The organism is Vibrio sp. 1457, assembly GCF_033340195.1.
Classification (GTDB): Bacteria; Pseudomonadota; Gammaproteobacteria; order Enterobacterales; family Vibrionaceae; genus Vibrio; species Vibrio alginolyticus.
Window position 1 is genome coordinate 326,999 of the sequence record NZ_JAWOWA010000003.1, and the last position, 25,534, is coordinate 352,532.

At 45.3% G+C, this 25,534-nt stretch carries 17 protein-coding genes, 5 tRNA genes and 2 rRNA genes; 10 read left to right on the forward strand and 14 right to left on the reverse strand.

Features of this window, described 5'->3' with window-relative positions:
* The 3 genes from R7Z41_RS05160 (at nucleotide 1) to R7Z41_RS05170 (ending at nucleotide 4,720) form a co-directional block, all read left to right on the forward strand.
* Nucleotides 1-573 carry a sigma-70 family RNA polymerase sigma factor gene (locus R7Z41_RS05160; protein ID WP_065274990.1) on the forward strand — a complete coding sequence of 191 codons (573 nt, stop codon included), beginning with the start codon at nucleotides 1-3 and terminating at the stop codon, nucleotides 571-573.
* A 2-nt stretch (nucleotides 574-575) separates the two neighbouring features.
* The gene (locus R7Z41_RS05165; RefSeq protein WP_065274989.1) at nucleotides 576-2,135 is read left to right on the forward strand and encodes a hypothetical protein; all 1,560 of its coding nucleotides are present in this window, start codon (nucleotides 576-578) and stop codon (nucleotides 2,133-2,135) included.
* A 263-nt stretch (nucleotides 2,136-2,398) separates the two neighbouring features.
* Nucleotides 2,399-4,720 (forward strand): acid phosphatase, encoded by a 2,322-nt coding sequence (locus R7Z41_RS05170; protein ID WP_065274988.1) that lies wholly within the window; start codon nucleotides 2,399-2,401, stop codon nucleotides 4,718-4,720.
* Between the two features lie 208 nt (nucleotides 4,721-4,928).
* Here R7Z41_RS05170 and R7Z41_RS05175 read toward each other — a convergent pair whose 3' ends face one another.
* The 5 genes from R7Z41_RS05175 to R7Z41_RS05195 form a co-directional block, all read right to left on the reverse strand.
* A complete protein-coding gene (locus tag R7Z41_RS05175) occupies nucleotides 4,929-5,948 on the reverse strand; it encodes an SPOR domain-containing protein (protein WP_065274987.1) in 1,020 nt (339 codons plus the stop codon).
* Nucleotides 5,949-6,105: 157 nt separating this feature from the next.
* A complete protein-coding gene (locus R7Z41_RS05180; protein WP_005384239.1) occupies nucleotides 6,106-7,056 on the reverse strand; it encodes an ABC transporter permease in 951 nt (316 codons plus the stop codon).
* 2 nt (nucleotides 7,057-7,058) lie between these two features.
* On the reverse strand, nucleotides 7,059-8,036 hold the full coding sequence (locus tag R7Z41_RS05185) for an ABC transporter permease (RefSeq protein WP_005379110.1): 978 nt from the start codon (nucleotides 8,034-8,036) through the stop codon (nucleotides 7,059-7,061).
* A 147-nt stretch (nucleotides 8,037-8,183) separates the two neighbouring features.
* Nucleotides 8,184-9,737, reverse strand: coding sequence for an ABC transporter substrate-binding protein (locus tag R7Z41_RS05190; protein WP_065274986.1), 1,554 nt, complete (start codon nucleotides 9,735-9,737; stop codon nucleotides 8,184-8,186).
* Between the two features lie 92 nt (nucleotides 9,738-9,829).
* Entirely contained in the window at nucleotides 9,830-11,545 is a 1,716-nt protein-coding gene (locus R7Z41_RS05195) for a dipeptide ABC transporter ATP-binding protein (RefSeq protein ID WP_005379108.1), read from the reverse strand.
* Between the two features lie 662 nt (nucleotides 11,546-12,207).
* On the opposite strand from R7Z41_RS05195, the gene R7Z41_RS05200 reads away from it, so the two are divergent.
* Nucleotides 12,208-12,933 carry an HAD family hydrolase gene (locus R7Z41_RS05200; RefSeq protein WP_005379107.1) on the forward strand — a complete coding sequence of 242 codons (726 nt, stop codon included), beginning with the start codon at nucleotides 12,208-12,210 and terminating at the stop codon, nucleotides 12,931-12,933.
* A 338-nt stretch (nucleotides 12,934-13,271) separates the two neighbouring features.
* Here R7Z41_RS05200 and R7Z41_RS05205 read toward each other — a convergent pair.
* The 5 genes from R7Z41_RS05205 to R7Z41_RS05225 all read right to left on the reverse strand — a co-directional run bounded on the left by R7Z41_RS05205 (nucleotide 13,272) and on the right by R7Z41_RS05225 (nucleotide 13,867).
* Nucleotides 13,272-13,348: transfer RNA gene (locus R7Z41_RS05205), tRNA-Pro, on the reverse strand.
* Between the two features lie 64 nt (nucleotides 13,349-13,412).
* Nucleotides 13,413-13,488: transfer RNA gene (locus R7Z41_RS05210), tRNA-His, on the reverse strand.
* Between the two features lie 47 nt (nucleotides 13,489-13,535).
* Nucleotides 13,536-13,612, reverse strand: a tRNA-Pro gene (locus R7Z41_RS05215).
* A gap of 69 nt (nucleotides 13,613-13,681) precedes the next feature.
* Nucleotides 13,682-13,757: transfer RNA gene (locus R7Z41_RS05220), tRNA-His, on the reverse strand.
* A 33-nt stretch (nucleotides 13,758-13,790) separates the two neighbouring features.
* Nucleotides 13,791-13,867, reverse strand: a tRNA-Arg gene (locus R7Z41_RS05225).
* A 335-nt stretch (nucleotides 13,868-14,202) separates the two neighbouring features.
* Between R7Z41_RS05225 and R7Z41_RS05230 the strand changes: the two genes are divergently transcribed.
* Nucleotides 14,203-14,616: a c-type cytochrome gene (locus R7Z41_RS05230; RefSeq protein ID WP_005384252.1), complete on the forward strand. Its 414-nt coding sequence runs from the start codon at nucleotides 14,203-14,205 to the stop codon at nucleotides 14,614-14,616.
* A 73-nt stretch (nucleotides 14,617-14,689) separates the two neighbouring features.
* Here the strand turns inward: R7Z41_RS05230 and rep are convergent, their stop codons facing one another.
* A complete protein-coding gene (rep, locus tag R7Z41_RS05235; protein ID WP_318136312.1) occupies nucleotides 14,690-16,705 on the reverse strand; it encodes a DNA helicase Rep in 2,016 nt (671 codons plus the stop codon).
* A gap of 170 nt (nucleotides 16,706-16,875) precedes the next feature.
* Between rep and R7Z41_RS05240 the strand changes: the two genes are divergently transcribed.
* From R7Z41_RS05240 to ubiK, 4 genes are all read left to right on the forward strand, one after another.
* The gene (locus R7Z41_RS05240) at nucleotides 16,876-17,457 is read left to right on the forward strand and encodes a TetR/AcrR family transcriptional regulator (RefSeq protein WP_005384254.1); all 582 of its coding nucleotides are present in this window, start codon (nucleotides 16,876-16,878) and stop codon (nucleotides 17,455-17,457) included.
* 18 nt (nucleotides 17,458-17,475) lie between these two features.
* Nucleotides 17,476-18,582, forward strand: a complete 1,107-nt coding sequence (gene vmeC / locus R7Z41_RS05245) for a multidrug efflux RND transporter periplasmic adaptor subunit VmeC (protein WP_005379101.1) — start codon at nucleotides 17,476-17,478, stop codon at nucleotides 18,580-18,582.
* 12 nt (nucleotides 18,583-18,594) lie between these two features.
* Complete coding sequence (vmeD, locus tag R7Z41_RS05250) at nucleotides 18,595-21,717, forward strand: multidrug efflux RND transporter permease subunit VmeD (RefSeq protein WP_065274985.1); 3,123 nt, start codon at nucleotides 18,595-18,597, stop codon at nucleotides 21,715-21,717.
* Nucleotides 21,718-21,848: 131 nt separating this feature from the next.
* Nucleotides 21,849-22,100: a ubiquinone biosynthesis accessory factor UbiK gene (ubiK, locus tag R7Z41_RS05255; protein ID WP_005379099.1), complete on the forward strand. Its 252-nt coding sequence runs from the start codon at nucleotides 21,849-21,851 to the stop codon at nucleotides 22,098-22,100.
* Between the two features lie 266 nt (nucleotides 22,101-22,366).
* On the opposite strand, the gene ilvC is transcribed toward ubiK, so the two are convergent.
* Entirely contained in the window at nucleotides 22,367-23,851 is a 1,485-nt protein-coding gene (gene ilvC, locus R7Z41_RS05260) for a ketol-acid reductoisomerase (RefSeq protein WP_005379098.1), read from the reverse strand.
* A 143-nt stretch (nucleotides 23,852-23,994) separates the two neighbouring features.
* On the opposite strand from ilvC, the gene ilvY reads away from it, so the two are divergent.
* Entirely contained in the window at nucleotides 23,995-24,885 is an 891-nt protein-coding gene (gene ilvY, locus R7Z41_RS05265; protein ID WP_065274984.1) for an HTH-type transcriptional activator IlvY, read from the forward strand.
* Between the two features lie 86 nt (nucleotides 24,886-24,971).
* On the opposite strand, the gene rrf is transcribed toward ilvY, so the two are convergent.
* Both rrf and R7Z41_RS05275 read right to left on the reverse strand, forming a co-directional pair.
* A 5S ribosomal RNA gene (gene rrf, locus R7Z41_RS05270) occupies nucleotides 24,972-25,088 on the reverse strand.
* Between the two features lie 92 nt (nucleotides 25,089-25,180).
* A 23S ribosomal RNA gene (locus R7Z41_RS05275) occupies nucleotides 25,181-25,534 on the reverse strand; the annotation flags it as partial.

Sequence of the window (25,534 nt, forward strand, 5' to 3'; positions counted from 1 at the left end):
ATGACAACAGCAGTAGCACTGACACAAATCATTCAACAATGGCAATCTGGTGATAAACGAGCTGAGAGCGAGCTCTATCAGTTTGCTTATTTACAGTTGCGTAAGATCGCCCAACATGAGCGTGAACGAAATGCAGAAAAGTACGGCACCGACAACAAAGTACTGGCAGACAGCGTCAACAGCACCACGGCATTAATTCATGATGCTTACCTGAAAATGTCCAACTGCGACATGAGTGAAATTGAAACAAAGCGCGATTTCTTTTTGATGGCCGCCAAAGTGATGCGTCAAATTTTGATCGACAACGCACGCTCGCACCAAGCACAAAAGCGTCAACACATTACATTGATGAGAGATGAAGAAGATCGTTTCGAGCAATTGATTATCATGGATAAAGCTCTGGATAGTTTCAGTAGCCGCTATCCACGCCAATCGAGCGCACTCAAACTCAAGTATTTAATGGGCATGAAAAACCAAGAAATCAGTGAGCTACTCGAATGCAGCGCAAGCCTGATAGAGAAAGACCTCAAATTCTCTCGCAGTTGGCTACAATCACGAATGGCGCACACGTAATCATGAACAAAAAGCTTTGGATAATCGGCGCAGTATGTGTCGGTTTGTTCGGTATTTACTTCATTTCAAACAAACACAATTTGGCATCTGTGGAAGGCTCGTCAGACAACGCCGACAAGTCAACCCAGCAAGCACATCGTCAATATGAGCGCACATCTTTAGTTGAAGTAAAGCAAGCGTTGACAGGTTCTGCGTTGGATCGCACTCATAAAAAAGCGGGAGATGACGCATTTAACTCCGCCCTTTTAGGACAACCAGGCCCTGTTACGAATCCATTTCATACCACAGAAGACAACACGTTTTACGAGTCAGCATTGGGTGATAAGAACAGCCGACCACAAGAGGACCCATCAGAGAATAATAAACCCATCATCAACCTCACTGTGGAACAGCAGCTACAAACCATTATTTATGCTTGGGAGCTGAAACAAAACTCTCCGGTGAGTTATTCGCTCAACCTTAACCAGCTTTTTGAAGACCCAGATGGCGATCTCCTCACCACTCAGATTTGGCTTGAAAACGCCAATGGGTTAAGAGTCCTCAACCAAGGACAAATGATGGTGCAAGGAGCGCCTGAGGAAATAAAAACCACCACATATTTGGCGGTAGCAGCGCGCGATGATTATCACGGTAATAACGATCATGCATGGGTCACAACGCGCTTTGAGTTACCCGTTATCACACCCGATCAAAATGACACAGAACACTCGTTAGTTGGCGATGTAGTTTATCGCCTAGAGACGACACAAAATCTTGCAGGTATCGCGTACGCGTATGAAGTGGTGTATTGCGAGGCCTTTCAGTTTGAGGGGAGCGAAGTAAGTTATGCCGCCTCACACAACAAACGCCAGTGTCCTGAAAAGGGAGACTTGAAAAAAGTGGGCAAGTACAAAATCAGTGATGACTCGTTGATCGTTTATGTCCAAGGTGTACGCCAAATTTGGACCATCAAAAAAGAATACCCATCTCAGGTTCATGAAGATACTCGGAACTACTTCACCACCGTGTTTGATGGTAAACAATTCGAAAGCTATACCATGCAAAAGAACAAGCAGTCCATGGAAAAGCGCATCAATGTCCACACTGGCGAGTACGAATATCAAGGAACGTCGTTTGACTACCTCTTCCCAATTTCAGGAGGAGGTTACATAAACGGGACTGCTAGCAACTACATATTTGATAGAAGTGTTCAGGGTAACGAACCAGTGCACAAACTGGACTCTGATCTCAATATGAAATCAAATCAACATGACCTCTTTTGTCATGATTATTTATTTTACTGGTACAGCTCTATCGTAGCTGGGCGAGGCGAGTTTGCCGATATTATCTCTAGTTCAATGGATTTTGACGGCGTAACTCCAATACATTGTGCTGAATGGCCAGATGATTACTGGCAACGAACATTTATGTTTTACAACCTTGAATACACAGATTACGACATATTCATTCCAGGCGAAGTCTACAGTTATGTGCTTAAACCTCACCCTCAATTTGCTGATCGCGTTGAGGAGTTTAAGATCAACATGATTTATCACGCCCCAGCCCTTACCAAAACCCAATAAACCTTTATTTACAGATGGTTATTTTGACAAAACAATCATCCCAAAAACAAAACTGGAACCGTGATCAAATTATCAATTTTCCACCATAGACAAAAAATAGAAATAAATTTTACGGGTTTTGTGCGGATTTTCGTGTCTTGAACCTAAGCTCAATAGTCATTAAAAAGACACCACTCTCTTATATCTCACTAGTGAGATATAAAGAAAAAAATAATAAAAAAAGCGACTTTCTCATTCGGAAACGAAACAAGGACAAATAAATAATGAATAAGGTGAGTTTACTAGCAGCGTCAGTGGCTATCGCTCTTACAGGCTGTGGCGGTTCAGATGGTGGTTCAAACAGTGCTAACGACGGCGTTGTGATCACAGGTTTTGACGGCTACTTCAAGCATGCCGTTGTTTTTGAAGATACGAACAACAACGGCCAATGGGACACTCAAGAAACATTCCTTGGTCTGACCGATGAGAAAGGTCAACTGAAATTGGATGCAAAACCAGAAAGCACTCTAGCGCTACAGACCATCACACCAAACGGTTCAAAGCAGAAACAGCTCATCGCCTTGGATGCGAAAGAGTACGCTGGCAAATACACGGTTGATATGGATCATCCAGGCCAAGCTATGGCGCACGAAATCGTATTCCGTGCACCAACATCGTCAAACGTGATTTCACCTATCACGGATCTTGTGGCGATTGAAATGGCAAAAGATCCAGCCATTAGTGAAGAAGATGCGAAAGCGAAAGTAAACCAAGCGCTAGGAGGCTCAGAAGAAGCACCAATTGATCTGTACAGTGATTTTGTTGAAGGTGCGACAAAAAACGCCGAACTACATAAAACCGCTCAGATTCTGACCGACTCGAAAGCACAAAACCCAACGAACTACGAGAAAAAAGCCACGGAGTTTGCTCAAGCGGCAAACCAAGAAGTGGAACGTCTTGTTGCATCTGGCGAAAACATCAATGACCCAAATCTACGTCCAATCATCACTGACGCGACCCCAGACAGCGACACCTTAGCACCTGAAACGGTAGTTAATAACAAGCTAACCATAAACAAAATCGTCGAAAAGGCAGCTAAAGATAAGCTAGAAAAACTACCAAAAATCGTACAAGGCGTGGACTTTGATGGCTTAGAGCTAGACATTGAAGGTCTATTTGCAGACAAAGACCAAAACCTTGTGACAACCAAACTGACGCACAGCTTTGCAGGCACAGGCATTGAAGTTGTGCAAACTGGCAACCTGATTGTTCTACATCCAACTGCAATCGTAGAGAAAGCTGGTGATTTTGAGATTGTTCTAACGGCGCAAGACATTGATTCGTCAGGTAAGGTTTTGGGTACGGTAAGCACCGTATTTCAGTTCGAAATCGAATCGGCAAACTTACCACCAATGGTTGTAGAAACAGAACAAGCGCGTCTGCAGTCCATCGTTGATGGTTGGTACCTACAACAAGGTGAAGTGTTTGAACAAACACTCGATATTTCTGGTTTGTTCCAAGATAAAGACGGTCAAATTACCGACTACTCAGCGGACTATGTAGACATTGAAGGTTTAACAGTATCTGAGGATGGTAATGCAATTATCACCATTAAAGGCACACCAACAAAAGCAGGTGAAGCTGGAGCAGTACTGGCGATTAGCGCAACAGATGGCCATACCGCGGTACAAATTGCGCTCAGCATGCCAACGGTTATCGAAGGCGTCACGCCACCACCAGTAGTACCGACTTTGGGCTTCACTCACGAGCACTTCAACGGTCAAGAATGGAAAATGGGTAGCTTCGCTCAAAAAGACGGTGAAATCGGCTACGCCATGCTGATGCAAGATTCTGAAGGCCTACTATTCTGCTGGGGTTCAAACCACGATGAGATGAATCAAGAGTACAAAGCGAACATCAGTGACTTCCTAAAAGACACATGGGAACACGATGCTTACGCCATTCTTGCCGATCTGGACCAACAAACTGGTTACACGGAATACAACAATAAAGACTGTAACGACGTTGAGCTGAAAGACGGTAAGCTATACAACAGCTACGGCGACGAGTATGAAATGTTGTACCAGCACAAAACCGAGCATAACGGCACTCAAATGATCGTTAAAATCTCAGATGATGAGCTGTTCTGGATGGACTCAAGCAATACCCCATTTGCAGAATCACTTTCGGTTGCAGAACACATCAAACACGGCACGTTAGAGCATGACTTGATGGTAGAAAGTAATGGCACAGGCGACGACACAGTCCTGAAATACTCGTCAGGTGCGTACGAATACGACACTGATACTTACAACTACACTTCGTTCATGCCAACAGGATTCCAAACTCCAGGTAATTGGGAAATCCAGAATGATGAAGACCGTGAACTGCTGATTCTAGAAGAAACAGGCTCAGAGTCAGATTACAAAACTCGTCATCGTTACATCAACCGCGATTTTGGTGACTTTTATATTGGTATTCGTTGGAGTAAAGAACAAAACGGTCATGAATCCGCACCGGAATATGGTCTGTACTCTAACAGCAAAGAAGCCATGACAAGCATCGCGAGTTCACTACCGATTTTGGAGCCTGGTGATGATGACTAAAGCAACCATCGTTAACCCTTGCTGTGATAGCGTGCATTTGCGTAGAAGACGCAGAACATTTTGGGAACGATTGGTCGGCATCAAAGAAGTGTATATCTGCTCTAACTGTCACAAAGAAACGCCACTCAAATAGCGATAATATTTGAGACCGCAAAAAAGCCCCGAACTCGGGGCTTTCTTCTATATTTTGACCGCAATATCTGAGTCGTTATTTCACGCACACCACGTTCAATAATGAGGTTCCGGTGAGCTGATTGGGCTCACGATCGGCGAACAAACCTTTCTTATCTTTGCCCCAATACGGCAGTTGCAGTGGCCATTGATTTTTTTCCATCACCCCAGACGCCCTCAGCGCTTTAAACTCTGCAGGGTTAGCTAAGTTCATACCCAGTTGCTGACATACTTTGTGCGAGTTTTCGTAGTTGAGGCGGTTCCACGGCTTACCATGTTCCATGTAAAACTGATTATGGTGATCGAGTAAATATGGGACCACGTACGTTTTGCCCTGTACTGAAGTTCTCAACCGAACTTCAATGTCATCATTTCCAGTGACAATTGGCTTCGCTTTGGTCTTAGCAACAGGCGTAGACGAAGAGCTATCACGTGAACTTTTTGCCTTGGTATCTGGCTTCTCTGCCCGCGCTTTAAAGGCGTCGGTATCAGATCGCACTGCAGGAACTGGTGCGGGTTTCGGGGTCACCATCGGTGTTGGCTTAACCGAAGATGCGGCTGATTTCGACGATACAGTAGATTTAGGTGTAGGTGGTGTTACTGGTTGCTTCGTCCCTTTCCCAACTACTCGGATGAACGCCTCTTTGTAATTCGACAAGGTTTTGACTCCTCGTAAGTCATCCCTCGCATCAGACAATGCCTTGTAAGGTCCAATCAAACAGCGATAGCCTCTGGATTCAGGCTTCATCCATACGTCGGTCGTGATTTTACTATAGAGAGGCTTAGCTTTCGCGAGAGACATAGGCTTGGGTAGCAATCCGCATTGAATCCAGTAAAGGTAGTTGCCCCCCTGCGGCACTTTCTTTCCCCATACTCCGTTACCAATTGGGCACGTTTTCTCAAGCATCGGTAATTCTTTCTCGCTGGCTTGAGTGGCTTGGCAAAGGAACTCCTCCGCCTCAACTGGATTAGAAAACTGGGCGCATACCAGCAACAAACCCAAAGCCAGGCTTGCTTGGAAGACGTTAGATGGGCGTTGGGCCTTCTTCATTTCCATACACTTCACTCTAAATTAGTGGGTAAGGTCATCATGGCGGAAAAGCGCCAAAAAAATGTGAACAAAGAATAACTAGCAAAAAAAGAGCCGGAATTTGCATCCGGCTCTCAGTTTAGGAAGGAATTAAGTGAATTTACAACGCTTGGTGGGAAAATTCTTATCCTTTGTACAGTTTCGGGTTGAATACATCACGTAGCCAGTCGCCCAACAGGTTGATAACCAAAACCAATGTTACTAGCACGATGCCAGGGAAAGCAGTAATCCACCATGCACCAGAGAAGATGTAGTTAAAGCCGATGCTGATTAGCGCACCCAGTGACGGCTGATCGACTGGCAGACCCAAACCTAGGAATGACAGCGCCGCTTCCGACATGATCGCGTTCGCTACCTGTACCGTCGAGATAACCAAGATTGGCGATAGACAGTTTGGCAGAATGTGACGGAACATGATTCGCGGAGCTTTAAAGCCCATCACACGCGCCGCTTCGACGTATTCTTTCTTCTTCTCTGCCAATACCGAGGCACGAATAGTCCGTGCGTATTGCGGCCATTCTGCCACACCGATGATCACCACCAGCATGACCACCGCATATTGGCTGTAAAAATCACTGCCAAAGCTGGCTTTAAAGATTGCAGAGACGATGATCGCCACCATCATGGTCGAGAACGATAGTTGAACATCCGCAAAGCGCATCAAGAAGCTATCGATACGACCACCGAAGTAACCCGCCGACAAACCAATGATGATACCCAGAATCAACTGAAGACCGACGGCTAAAAAGCCGATCGTCAAAGACAAACGAGAACCGTAAAGAATGGTCGATAAAATATCACGGCCTTGCTCATCAGTACCAAGAACAAAACGCTCATCGCCATCTTCCATCCACGAAGGTGGCAACTCAGAATCCATGATGTCGATAGACGTCAGATCGTACGGGTCTGTTGGCGCAAGAATCGGTGCAGCCAATGCCAATACTAAGAACATCATAAAGACGGTAAAACTCGCCATCGCCACTTTGTCGCGTTTGAAGTAATACAGAAAATCTGACTCTTTGAAACGCTGCCACGCTGATGGAGCAGGAGCTGGTGTTAAATTTGATTGGCTCATGATTAAGCTCCTTTTCCAGTTAGGTTCACAGTTGGGTTGATGATGCCGTACAGCAAGTCAACGATGGTATTGGTTACCACGAAGATCAGACCAACAAAGATAACGTAGGCAGTGATCAGCGGTGTATCTACACGGTTGATTGCCTCTAGGAAAAGGAAGCCAGTGCCCGGCCATTGGAACACGGTTTCAGTAAGAATGGTGTAGGCCACCATGGTACCAATCTGCACACCACCTACTGTCAATACTGGTAGCATGGTGTTCTTAAGTGCATGTTGGTAATAAATCTTTTGTAAGTTCAAACCTTTTGCTTTGGCGAACTTAATGTATTCCGAACTCAGAACTTCCAGCATTTCTGAACGCACCAAGCGGATGAACAACGGCAACATGATAGACGCTAGCGCAATACAAGGTAGGATGAGGTGCTTGATACCATCAATGGTAAAGAAGCCAGATTCCCAACCGAGCACATTAGCGGTCTCGCCCCGCCCGTAGGAAGGCAGCCAACCGAGTTCTATGGAGAAGACATACATCAGCATGATTGCGGTTAAGAACACCGGAATCGAGATACCGACACTGCTCATCGCCATGACAAATTTGGTAAAAACACTCTTAGGATGAATCGCAGAGTACACCCCAAGCGGAATAGAGAAAACAATGATGATAAGCGTCGCGCCAAACACGAGCTCTAATGTAGCCACCAGCTTGTCGAGAATCACCTCAACCGCAGGTCGCTTGAAAAAATATGAGGTACCCAAATCACCTTGCAGTGCATTACCCACAAAGCGCGTATACTTTGTGATAAAGGGATCGTTCAGGCCTAAGTCGTCGCGTAGCGCTTGACGCTCCGATTCCGAAACCGACTGACCTACAAGCTCACGCAGCGGATCACCCAGGTTGTCCTGAATGGCAAACGCCACCAAACTGATCACAAACATCACTATCAGTGCCTGAAACAGGCGCTTGACCAGAAACGAAAACATTCCTTGCCCCTTAACTATCCATAGATCTCTAAATTAGAGAGAAAATTCAGTCTAAATAACCAACTCAATCCGACTGAAACAAAATTGAGTCGAGTGCTTTAAGTTGAGGAGGGAAATCCATCCCTCCTCAAAGTAGACTAACCGTGATTATTCAACCACTAGGTCACCGAAGTAAGGCATTACCATTGGGTTAACGATATCTGCCGCTTTCACGTTAGACTTCGCGCCCCATGCTTCACTTTGCCAGTGTAGCGGTACGAATGCTGCGTCGTTGTATAGTGTCGCTTCTACGCCCTTCAGCATTTCTGCACGTTTCGCAGGGTCCGTCTCTACGTTCGCAGCTTCAACCACTTTGTCCATTTCTGGGTTTGAGTAGTAACCACAGTTGTACTGACCACGACCGGTTTCTTCGTTACGAGTCATAGTTAGGAACTCGTTGAAGTTCGCTGAGTCTTCTGTATCTGAGTGCCAACCGATCATCAGCATGTCTGCCGCACACTTGTCGAACTCAGGCCAGTACTGCGCTTTTGGCATGGTCTTCAGATCAACCTTGATACCGATCTTAGACAACATTGCCGCCGCCGCTTGTGCTACTTTCGCATCATTCACGTAACGGTTGTTTGGTGCGATCATCGTTAGCGTCAGGCCATTTTCGTAACCCGCTTCTTTCATCAGCTCTTTCGCTTTCTTCAGATCGTAGCGAGGAACCAGTTTGTCATCGTGACCCACGTAACCTGCCGGGCTTTGCTGACCAGCGGCCGTTGCGAAGCCTTTCATGATTTTCTTCACGATACCTTCGTTATTGATTGCGTGAACAATCGCTTGGCGAACGCGAACGTCTTTCAATGCTTCGTTGCTGTTTTGGTTTAGTTGGAACGTGATGATACGAGTACCAGGTAGCGTAACTAGGTCGATGCCGTCAGCATCTTCAACGCGTTTGTGGTCGTTTGGCGCTACAGGGTGAATCATGTCAACACCGCCAGAAAGCAGCGCTGCTACACGAGTCGCGTCTTCTTTGATTGGAACAAGTGTTAGCTTATCAACGTTACCTTTCGACTCTTTGTCCCAGTAATCTTTAAAGCGTTCAAATTCCACTTTTACGCCCTGCTCACGTGATGTCACGATGAACGGACCCGTGCCAGATACGTTAGTCGATGCAAATGAGTTACCGTGCTTCACTAGTTCAGACTTGTCTTTGCCGTCTGCGGTTTTACCCGTGTAGAACTTGCTGTCCATAGGGAAGATGTACGTCGCCGTTTGCAGAATAAGTGGGTATGGACCTTTAGTAACCAAATCGAACGTGTTGTCGTCAATTTTGACGATTTTTTCGTACGGGTCGAAGATGTTTTTAAAGTCAGGAGAGCTTTGTAAACGCTGGAACGTCCACACGACGTCGTCAGCCGTTAGAGTATTGCCAGAATGGAATTTCACACCTTCACGCAGTTTGAAACGAACAGTCGTATCGTTAATACGTTCCCAGCTTTCTGCTAGGCGAGGCTCGAAATCCATTTTTTGAGTAAAGCGAACCAACGGATCAAATACCATGTGTGACATTTGCAGTGTGCCACCTGATAGCTGCTCATGTGGGTCAAGCGATACTGGGTCAGCTGCATAGCCAACTTTGATATCTGCTGCCATTGCGTTAAAGCTTAGGCCCGCAGCCATTAGCGCCACTGCTAATTTGCTTTTCATGGTTTTCATTTGCATAACTCCTTCATGCGGGGATACGGATCCCTTGTTGTTGTGTTTGCGTCTTTGTTATGACTAAAGGTTAGCCAAGCGAATTGCTTGGTTTATGCCGTTTCGATCTCTTCTCGCAAGCCAGTAAACTCCGGCATCAGAGAAATCAATTTTTTGCTGTATTCGTGTTGAGGTGCCGTGAATAACTGTTCTGTTGGTGCCACTTCTAAAAGTGTACCCATTTGCATCACACCTACTCGGTCACACATCTGACGAATAACAGGTAAATCGTGGCTGATAAACAACATAGTCAAGTTCAGCTCACTTTGCAGATCTTTCAGCAAGTTTAGAATTTGTGCCTGTACCGATACGTCCAGTGCTGAGGTCGGTTCATCACAAATCAAAAGTCGAGGACGAGTCGCCAACGCACGCGCAATAGAAATACGCTGACGCTGACCACCGGAGAATTCATGAGGGTACTTAAGCCCAGCCATTCGACCCAAACCAACATGATCCAATAGGTCATTCACGATTTGGCGAGTTTCCGACTCGTTTTTCGTCAATTTATGGAAACGGATTGGCTCAGCAATAATATCGAATACCTTCATACGAGGGTTCATTGAAGTATACGGGTTTTGGAACACCATCTGCATTTGACGACGCATCGGGCGGCGCTCTTTCTCAGAGGTTAAAGCGGTCAGGTCAATGCCCTCGAATTTCACCTGACCAGAGTTAGGTTGGTATAAACCAGCAATCACACGTGCAATGGTCGATTTACCTGAACCAGACTCGCCCACCAAACCAAAGGTTTCGCCTTCGTGCACTTCAAAGCTCACATTATTAGATGCTTGCACGTATTCTCGGCGGCTCTCGAACAAAGAGTCTTTGGTCACAAAGCGAAGATTGACGTTCTTCACGTCCAAAAGCGGGCCAGTGTACTCACGCTCATCTTGGCTTTGTCCTAACCAGTGGTTCTTGATATCGAGTGGCTCCATTTCCGCCGCTTCTTCGATATAGCTTACTAACGGGAAACGATCTAGCTTTCTGTCTGAACGTGGTACCGCTGAAATTAGACTGCGAGTGTAAGAGTGATCAGGATCACCCAATACTTTGGCTGTTGGTCCAAACTCCACCAAGTCACCACGATACATTACCGCCACGCGATCGGTGACGTTGGAGACGACACCCATATCGTGAGTAACCAACATACAGCCGACATTGTTCTTGATACACAGCTCGCGGATCAAGTTGAGGATTTGGTCTTGGATAGAAACGTCTAACGCCGTAGTTGGTTCGTCCGCGATGATGAGATCAGGCTCACCAGCCAAAGCAATAGCAATGACAACACGCTGACGCATACCACCAGAGAATTGGTGCGGGTACTGTTTTAAGCGGTTTTCTGGTTGCGGAATACCAACCTGCTGCATAAGAGAAAGCGCGCGCTGATACGCCTCTTCATCAGAGACCTTCATGTTAGCGTGGATCGTCTCTTTCAGCTGTTGCTCAACAGTAAAAAGTGGATTGAGCGAGGTCATCGGATCTTGGAAAATAAAACCTATTTTCGAGCCGCGAACCTTACGCATCGCTTCTGGTGATAGGCCAGAAATTTTTTCTCCATCCAAGAATACATCACCGCTAGCAACGCGACCTGGGGGACTAAGCAAATCGATAACAGCGTTACCAACGGTGGATTTACCCGCACCTGATTCGCCAACAACACCCACGATTTCACCACGTTCAATATGAAAAGAAAGTGACTTCACGGCAGCGTGAACGCCGTGTCGGGATGGGTATTCAATACGAAGGTTTTTCACTTCTAATAGTGACATTTCAGACCTCTACTGCCTTGTCTGTGGTATCGAATCATGCCAAAGGCACCATTCATAACCTGAATGAATCCGTTCAAATTCAGAATAATACTCTGAAATCTTAATGCGGAAATAATTTGGCAAAAATCACACAAAAAAGCAACAATTAAAGTATATTCCGCCGAAAAAACATTAAATAAACGCACAATTAGCGAATAAAAATGCATTAACAAGTATTTAACCATTTTCATATCACACTATTTTTGTGCGTCATGCACCAATAAAACTAGAAAAATGCTCTAAAAGTAAACATGAACTAAACAAAATCATTAACCGCATTATTCATGTGTATTTATTAACATTTAACAAACAATATCATATGCAAAAAGTGTTTTTTCAACATAAAAAACTATTAATAAAATAGTCGGCAAATACAAAAAGCCAAACTTAGGAAGAGAAAGGATAGGTCAAAACGTGAACAAAACAGCAAAACCACACAAATCCTGCTCCAACGCAGAATATGCGTCACTTAAGCGGTTTATTGACTAAGCAAAAGGAAAGTACCGCTATCCTCATTCGTACGTCATAAGAAAACTCGCCGGTTTTAACCCTTTACGACACAATTGAGAGTGGGATAATAGATGAACAGTGTCAAAGCCAAGCCGTAAATAAAAGGAGCCCCTGTGCTTAAAGCGATTTTTTTTGATATGGACGAGACTTTATGTGCAACGTCACAAGCCGATAAAGTTGCAGGACAAGCGTTTACAACTTGGATTCATAAGACCTACCCACAAGTTACCGAGCCAAAAGCGTTTTTGCAGCGCTACTTACAGGGTGTATACAAAAAGCTGAATGCTGAGTTCCCTCACCTTGTGGCTCTGCTACCCGATGAAAATGCCTTCCGTTGTGGCCTGATCCAAAACATCTTGGCGGAGCAAGGCGTCAGCATCACTGCAAAAGAGGCTCAACAAGCTCAAGACTACTTTGACTCTGCACGTATGGGCGCGTTCACCTTCTTCCCTGGTGTAAAAGAAATGCTCAGCGACCTTCGTCAACATTACAAACTCGTCGTGATCACTAACGGCCCGATTTTTTCTCAACACCCTAAATTAAACGCGACACAAATGAGCAACTGGGTGGACCATATTATTGTGGGAGGAGAAGAGCCAGAAGAGAAACCTGCTACAAGTATTTTCCAAAAAGCGCTCGACTTGGTCGAAGTAAAACCAGAAGAGGCTCTACACGTGGGCGACTCTTTACCTGCTGACATTGCTGGCGCTAACAATATGGGCATTTTGAGTGTGTGGGTGAATGCGACAGGCGCAAGTAACTCAACGGATATAACGCCAAGTTTTGAAATCCAAGAAACGGTAGAACTGAAAGAAATCCTTAAAACACTCGCCCAATAAAAGCAGCGGATTAGAAAACTACAAAACCCCAGACACTGCTCTGGGGTTTATTTTGTCAGCTCGAAAAGCATTTGGATCATAGGTGGTCAAAAGCCCCTAGAGCTGTACACTTTGGGGAAAAATTGAAATGGAATGCCGATTCTTTTCAGGAGAGATGCAAAAAAGCCCCAGTCTTTCGACTGAGGCTCTAAATAGCGGTCGGTGAAGAGCCGAATTCTAACTTCAGGCGAACCCCACTTGGGTTCAAATCCATTGATACATTACCGACTAATACAGTCCAAGCGAGATCATAAACTCTAAAACGACGAAAGCCTGCTAAAAAGCAGGCTTTCTAATAGTGGTCGGTGAAGAGGGATTCGAACCCCCGACCCTCTGGTCCCAAACCAGATGCGCTACCAAGCTGCGCTATTCACCGAACTGTATTTGCTGATTTTCTCAAATCAGACAGGACACTTCAACTAAGAAATCACCTTAATTAATGGGGTGGCTAACGAGATTCGAACTCGCGACCACCGGAATCACAATCCAGGGCTCTACCAACTGAGCTATAGCCACCATCAATTTTTTCTGTTTACCGCTCTATATAGCCATAAACTAAATAGTGGTCGGTGAAGAGGGATTCGAACCCCCGACCCTCTGGTCCCAAACCAGATGCGCTACCAAGCTGCGCTATTCACCGACGATGTTTTATCTTGATTAAATCAAGATTGGGAGCAATGCTACCGCATTCAATCTAAAAAAGAAAGAATGGGGTGGCTAACGAGACTTGAACTCGCGACAACCGGAATCACAATCCGGGGCTCTACCAACTGAGCTATAGCCACCACTGATTTTTACCGATGTATCCTCCGAGGCAATGGTACGCCCGAAAGGATTCGAACCTTCGACCTTTGGCTCCGGAGGCCAACGCTCTATCCAACTGAGCTACGGGCGCATGCCCTATCGGCGGAGTGGAATAATACGGATATCACACTATGCCGTCTAGTACTTTTTTTACTTTTTTTATCGTTTGGTCTCTTTTTCGACAGTTATCTTCCGTTAAAGTGGATTTTTGATGTGATTCACGCCCTGTCATGGATAACTTGTTGTTTATTGCAACAAGTTATCGGGATATAATCACCCATTATTTACATTGATTTAACAGCTGCAACCAAGTTGTCTAATCATTCTATGCCATTCAGTGGAATTTAATGATTTCTCTGCTCGGCATTAATACTCTAACTATATAAATAGGTAAGTCACTTACCTCGGGAATGTGAAGTGGGTTTAATGGATATGTCTCGACAAATGATTAGCGTTTTGTTCGCTGCCTTAACGTTTTCTACGGCAGCTTTAGCTTCTGACATCAGCCAAACTGAATACGATGCGATCGCAGAACGCATCCAACCTGTCGGTGATGTTTATCTAGCAGGTTCTGAGCCAGTGAAAGAAGAACCAACCGGTCCACGTGATGGCGCCACAGTTTATGGTACTTTTTGTATTGCTTGTCACGCATCTGGTGTAAACGGCGCACCTAAAACAGGTAATGCCGATGATTGGGCACCACGTATTGCACAAGGCAAAGATACGTTAGTGAAGCACGCATTAGAAGGCTTCAATGCGATGCCAGCCAAAGGAACCTGTATGGACTGTTCTGACGATGAAATCATCGCAGCAATTGACCACATGATTGAAGGTCTATAAGTAAAGACATCAACGAAAAAGGCTTGCCAGTTGGCAAGTCTTTTTGTTTTTAGTCAGTGAGAACAAGGTTACTTTACTTCTTAAACATTGCTCGAATATTGGCAATGTGTGCTTGACCTTTCGCCATACGCTCTTCTGCTGATACTGGCTTTTTGTTTACTTCCCATTCAACGTCATCAAATGGCAACTCATCCAAAAAGCGGCTTTGAGTAGGTTTGATCAACTCGCCAAACTGCCGACGCTCTTTGCACATAGTGAAAGTCAGTTCACGTTGCGCTCGAGTAATACCAACGTACATCAGGCGACGCTCTTCTTCCACGTTATCTTCATCAATACTGGTTTGGTGCGGTAAAATACCTTCTTCGGACCCAATTAAGTATACATATGGGAACTCAAGGCCTTTTGATGCGTGCAAGGTCATCAGTTGTACTGCATCACTGTCTTCATCTTCTTCACCGCGCTCCATCATGTCACGCAAGGTCAAACGTTGAACGACTTCTTTTAACGTTTTCTCTTCTTGATCGTAGTTGTCACCCTCTAGGTCCGCCACTATCCAGGAATAAAGGTCAGAAACGTTCTTCATTCTCATTTCAGCGGCTTTCGGACTTGCTGAAGTTTCGTATAGCCAATCTTCATAATGGATATCACGAACTAGCGAACGAACCGCTTCGACGGTATCACCACGCTCAGCTTGATCAGCAATCGCCACTAGCCATTGGGTGAAACGACGCAGGTTTTCTAGGCCACGTCCCGTTAGGTGCTGTTCGAGCCCCATTTCAAAGCTCGACTCAAACAGGCTCTTGCCTCGCATATTGGCATAACTGCCTAACTTCTCTAACGTCACTGGGCCAATTTCACGTCGTGGAGTATTCACAATGCGCAAAAATGCATTGTCGTCATCCGGATTAACCAAAACGCGCAAATACGCCATGATGTCTTTAATCTCTGCGCGCGCAAAAAACGAGGTGCCGCCAGAAATTTTATACGGTACACGGTTTTGCATCAGAGACTTTTCAATCAAACGTGATTGGTGGTTACCACGATATAGAATCGCATAATCTTTATATTCGGTACGGTTTAGGAACTTATGCGCAATTAGTTCACCCGTTACGCGCTCTGCTTCGTGCTCTTCATTTTTAGCCAACAACACTTTGAGTTTTTCACCGTCAGGAATTTCAGAGAACAAGGACTTCTCATAGACGTGAGGGTTGTTAGCTATCAAAATGTTGGCCGCGCGCAGGATTCGACTCGTTGAACGGTAGTTTTGCTCTAGCTTAATCAAACGCAAATTCGGATAATCTTCACCCAGCAACACGAGGTTCTGAGGTTTCGCACCACGCCATGAATAAATAGACTGATCGTCATCCCCTACAACCGTCAATCGTCCACGTTCTCCGACAAATAATTTGACCAGCTCATACTGACTCGTGTTGGTATCTTGATACTCGTCAACCAGTAGGTAACGGATACGATTCTGCCAACGCTGACGAACGTCTTCATGATTACGTAAGAGTAAAACGGGCATCAAAATTAGGTCATCAAAATCAAGCGCGTTATAGGCTTTCATTTGCTTTTGGTACATATCAAAACAGAACGCAAACAATTGTTGCTGTTCACCTTGCGCACGCGCTTTGGCTTGCTCTGGCGTCAACATGTCGTTTTTCCAGTTGGAAATACAACTCAGAAGCTGACGTAGCAGATCTTTATCACCATCAAGCTGCTTTTCAGTAAGCTCTTTGAGCAGAGCTAGCTGGTCTTGGTCATCAAACAGTGAGAAGCCCGCTTTCAACCCTAAATGCTTGTACTCACGCTTGATGATGTTCAATCCTAAAGTGTGGAATGTTGATACCATCAAACCTTTAGACTCACCTTTCCCTAGCGTTTGACCTACACGCTCCTTCATTTCACGTGCTGCTTTGTTGGTAAACGTCACCGCCGCAATGTTACGCGCTTTGTAACCACATTGCTGAACCAGATAAGCGATTTTATTGGTAATAACACGAGTTTTGCCCGAGCCAGCACCAGCTAGCACTAGGCATGGACCAGACACGTATTTCACGGCTTCATCTTGACTAGGGTTCAGCTTCATAGAAATTCTCTGCGGGTGATGAATGTGGCGCCTATGATAAAGGGGTGGCCTCGTGAAAGCTATGCTGATTTCTTGTAATTTTTACACCAATTAAGTGCAATATTCTGTTGCATAAATGGCGGGTATTTAAGCTATAATGAATGAACGTTCATTCACTAAAGGGTGACATTATGAAGGATAACCCTGCTGTAGATAAACGAGAACAAATCTTAGTCGCTGCTGAACAACTCATTGCTGAATCTGGTTTTCAAGGGCTTTCCATGCAAAAGCTCGCCAATGAGGCAGGTGTCGCAGCAGGGACGATTTACCGTTATTTCTCAGATAAAGAACATCTTTTAGAGGAACTACGCCTTAACGTTGCTAAGCGTGTTGCTACTGCGGTGCAACTAGGTGTTAGTGAAGAGATGCCTTTAAAACAGCGTTATCGAACCATGTGGCTCAATATTTGGAATTTAGCGAGCTCGAACTTAAGTGCGATCAGCAACCGAGTCCAATATGAGTCTTTACCCTGTTCAAATAGTAGCAAAGCTCGGGAACTTGAGAGACAAATGTTTGCCCAAGTAGATCTTCTTTTTAATCAGGGTAAAGACGAGGGAGTATTCAAGCTTCTCGATAACGAAGTACTTTCTGGATTAAGTTTTGAGGCAAGTGTTGCACTTGCTCGGAAACACGCTTTGGGATTTTATCAACTGGATAAGACGGCATTAGAGGCCGCTATTGAAGCCAGTTGGGATGCAATTATTAAACACTAACTTGGAGTTCTTAATAGAATGAAAAAGTGGACTTTCTTTATGTTACTTATCGCCGTTCTCTTGTTCGGCAGCGTGATAGGTTTCAATTTATTTAAGCAACAAAAGATCGCTGAATACATGGCAAACCGTCCTGAACCTGAGTTCCCAGTAACCGTGACAGAAGTGCAAGCGGTGGATTGGGTACCAGTCATCGAGGCAATTGGTTTTATCGAGCCAAACCAAGGCGTGACGGTAGCGAACGAAACGAGCGGTGTTATCGATAAAATCGCGTTTGATTCCGGTACTCAAGTTAAATCGGGTCAGCCATTAGTGTTGCTTGATTCTGAAGTCGAAAAAGCAAATTTGAAGAGCTCGCAAGCTAAGTTGCCAGCGGCAGAAGCGAAATACAAACGCTACCAAGGCCTATTCAAAAAAGGCTCTATTTCTAAAGAAGCGTATGACGAAGCAGAAGCAAACTACTTCTCCTTAAAAGCGGATATTGAAAGCCTGAAAGCAACCATCGACCGACGTGAAATCAAAGCGCCATTTGATGGTGTGGTAGGTATTCGTAACGTGTACCTCGGTCAGTACCTACAGGCGGGCACCGATATTGTTCGCCTTGAAGATACCAGCGTGATGCGCTTGCGATTCACCGTGCCACAAACCGATATTTCACGTATCAATATCGATCAAGAAGTGGATATCTTTGTTGACGCTTATCCAGACCAACCTTTCAAAGGGTCTATTTCTGCGATTGAACCAGCTGTAAACGTACAAAGTGGTTTGATTCAAGTTCAAGCGGATATCCCTAACAGTGACGGCAAACTACGTAGTGGTATGTTCGCGCGTGCAAACATCATTCTGCCTAAATTAGAAAATCAGGTCACGCTACCTCAAACCGCGATCACATTTACGCTGTATGGCGACAATGTTTATATCGTAACAGAAGAAGATGGCGAAAAACGCGTTAAGCAGCATGTGGTAAAAGTTGGCGAACGCTCTAAAGATATCGCACACATTCTAGAAGGCGTGAAGCCAGGTGATGTAGTGGTGACATCGGGTCAAGTCCGTTTGAGTAACCATGCGAAAGTAAGCATTGTCGAAAGCGATGCAACTACCCCACCTGCTGAAACACCAATGCTTTAAGTTGGAGGCATCATGCGCTTTACAGATGTTTTTATAAAACGTCCAGTTTTAGCGGTATCGATCAGCTTTTTGATTGCATTGCTTGGTTTGCAAGCGGTGTTCAAAATGCAGGTTCGTGAATACCCTGAAATGACGAATACGGTGGTCACCGTGACCACCAGTTACTACGGTGCAAGTGCCAACTTGATCCAAGGCTTTATTACTCAGCCATTGGAGCAAGCGGTAGCGCAAGCCGATAATATTGATTACATGACTTCGCAATCGGTACTGGGTAAATCGACCATTACTGTCAACATGAAGTTGAATACTGATCCAAATGCGGCGTTGTCTGACATTCTGGCGAAAACCAACTCGGTACGTTCACAGCTACCAAAAGAAGCCGAAGACCCAACCGTAACCATGTCGACAGGTTCGACAACGGCGGTACTGTACATCGGCTTTACGAGTGACGAGTTATCTTCAAGCCAGATCACTGACTACCTTGAGCGTGTAATCAACCCGCAGTTGTTCACCGTAAACGGTGTGTCCAAAGTTGACCTGTATGGTGGTATGAAGTACGCACTGCGCGTATGGTTAGATCCTGCCAAAATGGGCGCTTTGAAGCTGACCGCAACCGATGTGATGAGCGTTCTTAACGCCAACAACTACCAATCTGCAACCGGTCAAGCGACGGGTGAGTTCGTGCTTTATAACGGTAGCGCAGATACTCAGGTATCAAACGTTGCTGAACTTGAAGCATTGGTCGTGAAAACTGGTGAAGGGGATGTCATCCGCCTAGGTGATATCGCTAAAGTAACGCTAGAGAAGAGTCACGACGTTTATCGCGCAAGTGCAAACGGTCAAGAAGCTGTGGTTGCGGCGATCAACGCAGCGCCAAGTGCTAACCCAATCAACATTGCAGCAGACGTACTTGAACTGTTGCCTCAGCTTGAGCGCAACCTACCAAGTAACATCAAAATGAACGTAATGTACGACTCAACTATCGCCATCAACGAATCGATTCACGAAGTAGTGAAAACGATTCTTGAAGCAGCAGTAATCGTACTTGTGGTTATCACACTGTTCCTAGGTTCATTCCGCGCGGTAATCATTCCTATCGTGACCATTCCACTTTCATTGATTGGTGTGGCAATGGTGATGCAGGCAATGGGTTTCTCTTGGAACTTGATGACGCTACTGGCGATGGTGCTTGCCATCGGTCTGGTGGTGGATGACGCGATCGTTGTACTAGAAAACGTTGACCGTCACATCAAAGAAGGGGAATCACCATTCCGAGCTGCAATCATTGGTACACGTGAAATTGCGGTTCCAGTTATCGCGATGACATTGACGCTAGGTGCAGTGTACGCACCGATCGCATTGATGGGTGGTATCACCGGTTCATTGTTCAAAGAGTTCGCTTTGACACTGGCAGGTTCAGTATTCGTATCCGGCATCATCGCTTTGACACTATCACCAATGATGTGTTCGAAGATGCTGAAGGCGAACGAGAAGCCAAGCAAGTTTGAGCAAAAAGTTCACCATATCCTTGATGGCATGACCACTCGTTACGAAGGCATGTTGAAAGCGGTAATGGCTCATCGTCCGGTTGTTATTGCGTTTGCAATCATTGTATTTGCAAGCTTACCGGTCTTGTTCAAGTTTATTCCTAGCGAACTAGCACCATCTGAAGATAAAGGTGTGGTCATGCTGATGGGTACCGCCCCATCAAACGCGAACTTGGACTATATCCAAAATACCATGGATGACGTAAACCAAATACTCTCAGATCAACCGGAGGTGGAATACGCGCAGGTCTTTAATGGTGTACCAAACTCAAACCAAGCGTTTGGCCTAGCAACATTGAAGCCTTGGAGTGAACGAGAGGCAAGCCAATCTGAAATCACGAAACGTGTGGGTGGCCTAGTATCAAGTGTGCCTGGTATGTCTGTCACTGCATTCCAAATGCCAGAGCTTCCAGGTGCAGGCTCAGGTCTACCTGTTCAGTTTGTAATTACAACACCAAATAGCTTCGAGAGCTTGTTTACTATCGCTAGCGATATTCTAACCGATGTTGCAAGTAGCCCAATGTTTGTCTATTCCGACCTTGATTTGAACTACGATTCAGCAACGATGAAGATCAAGATCGATAAAGACAAAGCGGGTGCCTACGGTGTGACGATGCAAGACATTGGCATCACTCTCAGCACCATGATGGCAGATGGTTATGTAAACCGAATCGACCTGAATGGTCGCTCGTATGAGGTGATTCCTCAAGTTGAGCGTAAATGGCGTCTAAACCCAGAATCGATGAAGAACTACTATGTACGCTCTGTAGATGGTAAAGCGGTTCCATTAGGCAGTCTGATTACTATCGATGTGGTGGCTGAGCCTCGCTCTTTGCCACACTTCAACCAGCTAAACTCAGCGACTGTGGGTGCAGTACCATCGCCTAGTGTTGCTATGGGTGACGCAATCGACTGGTTTGAGAATATTGCACAAACCAAGCTGCCTGCAGGCTATAACCACGATTACATGGGCGAATCTCGTCAGTTTGTAACGGAAGGTAGTGCCTTGTATGCAACCTTCGGTCTTGCACTTGCGATCATCTTCCTCGTTCTGGCGATTCAATTTGAATCACTCCGCGACCCTATTGTCATCATGGTATCTGTACCTCTGGCAATCTGTGGTGCCTTGATCGCATTGGCCTGGGGTACAGCCTCGATGAACATCTACTCGCAGGTTGGTTTGATCACGCTGGTCGGCCTAATAACCAAGCACGGTATCTTGATCTGTGAAGTAGCCAAAGAAGAGCAGTTACATAATAAACCGTCTCGTATTGATGCGGTGATGGAAGCTGCGAAAGTGCGTCTTCGCCCTATCCTAATGACCACTGCAGCGATGATCGCAGGTCTGATCCCGCTGATGTACGCAACAGGTGCAGGTGCCGCGCAACGTTTCAGTATCGGTATCGTCATCGTTGCAGGCCTTGCAATCGGTACACTGTTCACACTATTCGTACTACCTGTGATTTACAGCTACCTAGCTGAAAAACACAAACCTCTGCCAGTATTTGTTGAAGACAAAGACTTGGAGAAGTTAGCGCGAGTTGACGAAGCGAAAGCAGCTCATCGTGAATTAGCGGATAACAGATAAGCTATTAAGGCATTCAAAAAGGTCACTTCGGTGGCCTTTTTTATTGCCGCTCTCTTTTTTGCCATCTAAGTGGCGACTTTCACGTATCATTTACTTAAAATGAGGACAAATCAAAAGGAGTTTTAGCCACTATGTTTGACCCAAAGAAATTAGAGCAAATTGCTAAACAGATTCACGACTCAATGCCTCAACCTGTAAAAGAATTGGGCTCTGATGTCGATCAGAAAGTTCGTCAAGTAATCCAAGGCCAGCTAAACAAGCTAGATGTTGTAAGTCGCGAAGAGTTTGATGTTCAAACTCAAGTTTTACTACGTACACGTCAAAAGCTAACAGAAATGGAACAGAAGTTGGCGCAACTTGAAGAAAAGCTTGCTGAAAAATAAGTATCAAAGCGCTCCTCACAAAGGAGCGTTTTTCTTATCGGCGCGCAGATAAATCGGCTAAAAACAAAAAGGCTTGGTCAACGGCGACCAAGCCTTTTGATTAGATGTTGTGTTTTATTTTGTATTTATCACTCCAGTCTGCCTGGAGTTTATCTACTGCGTTACTTGAGACTAAGTAAATTACGCTGTATTAAGGTTTCATTTCTAGGAGAAGGCGCGGACTTTACGATAGTAAACGAGCACCTTCGACACCGAAATGGAGTCATTTAGCCGCCCACCGCGATACGCTTCATATCAGTCATGTAACCACGTAGCTCTTCACCGATGTACTCTACAGGGTGGTTACGGATTGTTTCATTCACAGCGATAAGAGTCGCGTTATCCACTTGGTTAGACGTTTCACCTAAACCTTTACCAATTACGTCAGTATTTACGGCTGGCATAAACTTCTCACGTAGAAGCGGCGTTGCTACGTTAGCGAACAGGTAGTTACCGTATTCCGCAGTGTCTGAGATAACCACGTTCATCTCGTATAAACGCTTACGTGCGATAGTGTTTGCGATAAGTGGCAGCTCGTGTAGAGACTCGTAGTAAGCAGACTCATCGATGATGCCAGATGCCGTCATCGCTTCGAATGCTAGCTCAACACCCGCACGAACCATAGCAACCATCAAGATACCGTTATCGAAGTACTCTTGCTCAGAGATTTCTACGTCAGTTTCTGGGTAGTTTTCGAAAGCAGTTTCACCTGTTTCTGCACGCCAGCCTAGTAGATTTGCATCGTCGTTTGCCCAGTCAGCCATCATAGTGCTAGAGAAGTGACCGGTGATGATGTCATCCATGTGCTTGTTGTATAGCGGACGCATCAGTTCTTTTAGCTCTTCAGAAAGCTCAAATGCTTTCACTTTTGCAGGGTTAGTTAGGCGATCCATCATGTGAGTGATACCACCAAACTTCAGTGCTTCAGTGATGGTTTCCCAACCGTATTGAAGAAGCTTACCAGCGTAGCCAGGATCGATACCATCAGCAATCATCTTCTCGTAACATACGATAGAGCCAGCCTGTAGCATGCCACAAAGGATAGTTTGCTCACCCATTAGGTCAGATTTCACCTCAGCAACAAAAGAAGACTCTAGACAGCCTGCACGGTGACCACCTGTTGCTGCAGCCCAAGCTTTCGCGATATCCCAACCTTCACCTTTTGGGTCGTTCTCTGGGTGAACAGCGATAAGAGTCGGTACACCGAAACCGCGCTTGTATTCTTCACGAACTTCCGTACCTGGACATTTAGGTGCAACCATTACTACCGTTAGGTCTTTACGGATTTGCATGCCTTCTTCAACAACGTTGAAACCGTGAGAGTAACCTAGTGCTGCGCCTTCTTTCATTAACGGCATTACCGTCTCAACAACGTTTGTGTGCTGCTTATCTGGAGTAAGGTTTACTACTAGATCAGCTTGTGGAATTAGCGTTTCGTAGCTACCTACCTCAAAACCGTTGTCTTTTGCGTTTTTGAATGACTGGCGTTGCTCATCAATCGCGGCTTGGCGAAGCGCATAAGCAACGTCTAGACCAGAGTCGCGCATGTTCAGACCTTGGTTAAGACCTTGAGCACCACAACCTACAATGACTACTTTCTTACCTTTCAGATAATCCGCTTCTGAAGCGAACTCACTGCGGTCCATAAAACGACAACGACCTAATTGGTCCAACTGCTCGCGCAAGTTTAGGGTATTGAAATAATTAGCCATCAGGGTGCTCCTTTGAGATTCTTCCATTGAGGTCAGTAATTGCCTTACCGAATAACTTCATACTAAAACAGACATGAGATTGCTTAAAGTGATATATTCACAATTAGTTATTGCAATTTATGCAACATGGAAATGAAAATTTAATGAATATCAAAAGCCTGCAACTTTTCATTCATCTCTGTGAGAGTAAAAGTTTCGCCAAGACCGCAGCGGCAATGCATATTAGCCCTTCAGCCTTAAGCCGACAGATACAAAAATTAGAGGAGGAAACCAGCCAACAATTGTTTTTACGCGACAACCGTAGCGTTGATTTAACTATCCAAGGTAAAAAGCTAGTCCCAGTCGCCTTAAAGATTCTTGGCGAATGGCAGCAGTATCAGAGTCATCTGAAGGGAACCGAGGATGAATTGAAAGGAGAAATCCGTCTCTTTTGTTCTGTTACTGCAAGCTACAGCCATCTTCCGGAGCTAATCTCTGACTTTCGTATTCAGAACCCTTTCATTGAGTTCAAACTATCAACCGGCGATCCAGCTCAAGCGATCGACAAAATACTAGCAGATGAAGCCGATATTGCCATATCAGCCAAGTCAGAACAGATGCCAAATAAAATCGTATTTGAAACGATCAGTGAAATCCCACTTTCTGTCATCGCACCTGTTGGGGTTAGTGCGTTTGCTGAAGAGCTACAAAAAGAAAAACCAGACTGGTCGGTCATTCCATTCATACTCCCAGAAGCAGGGACGGCAAGGGACAGGGCCAATACTTGGCTCAAACAAATGAAAATAAAGCCAAAGATTTACGCACAAACTTCCGGACATGAAGCCATCGTAAGTATGGTTGCATTGGGGTGTGGAGTAGGTATCGCACCTGATGTTGTAATCAACAACAGTCCGGTAAGAGAAAAGATAAATCGTTTAAAAGTCTTACCAATTAAACCTTTTAAACTTGGTGTTTGCTGCAACAAAACTCAGCTGGAGAATCCGCTTGTTAAAGCCTTTTGGAAGGTTGCAGAGAGCAAGTATATCGCACCTTAGATGAACATAGGTATAAAGTGAGCTAATTTTAAAACTCTATAGATGCAAAAAAGCCCGCTCTTTCGAGCGGGCTTCTTAAATTTAAAGCCTGGCGATGTCCTACTCTCACATGGGGAAGCCCCACACTACCATCGGCGCTATTTCGTTTCACTTCTGAGTTCGGCATGGAAATCAGGTGGGTCCAAAACGCTATGGTCGCCAAGCAAATTCTTTAATCTGGAAAGCTGTTTTTAATTCTCGTTCTTACACATTCAATGTTCTTTCATTGAGTCCATCAAAACCCCTTGGGTGTTGTATGGTTAAGCCTCACGGGCAATTAGTACAGGTTAGCTCAACGCCTCACAACGCTTACACACCCTGCCTATCAACGTCGTAGTCTACGACAACCCTTTAGGATACTTAAAGTATCAGGGAGAACTCATCTCAAGGCTCGCTTCCCGCTTAGATGCTTTCAGCGGTTATCGATCCCGAACTTAGCTACCGGGCAATGCGTCTGGCGACACAACCCGAACACCAGAGGTTCGTCCACTCCGGTCCTCTCGTACTAGGAGCAGCCCCTTTCAATTCTCCAACGCCCACGGCAGATAGGGACCGAACTGTCTCACGACGTTCTAAACCCAGCTCGCGTACCACTTTAAATGGCGAACAG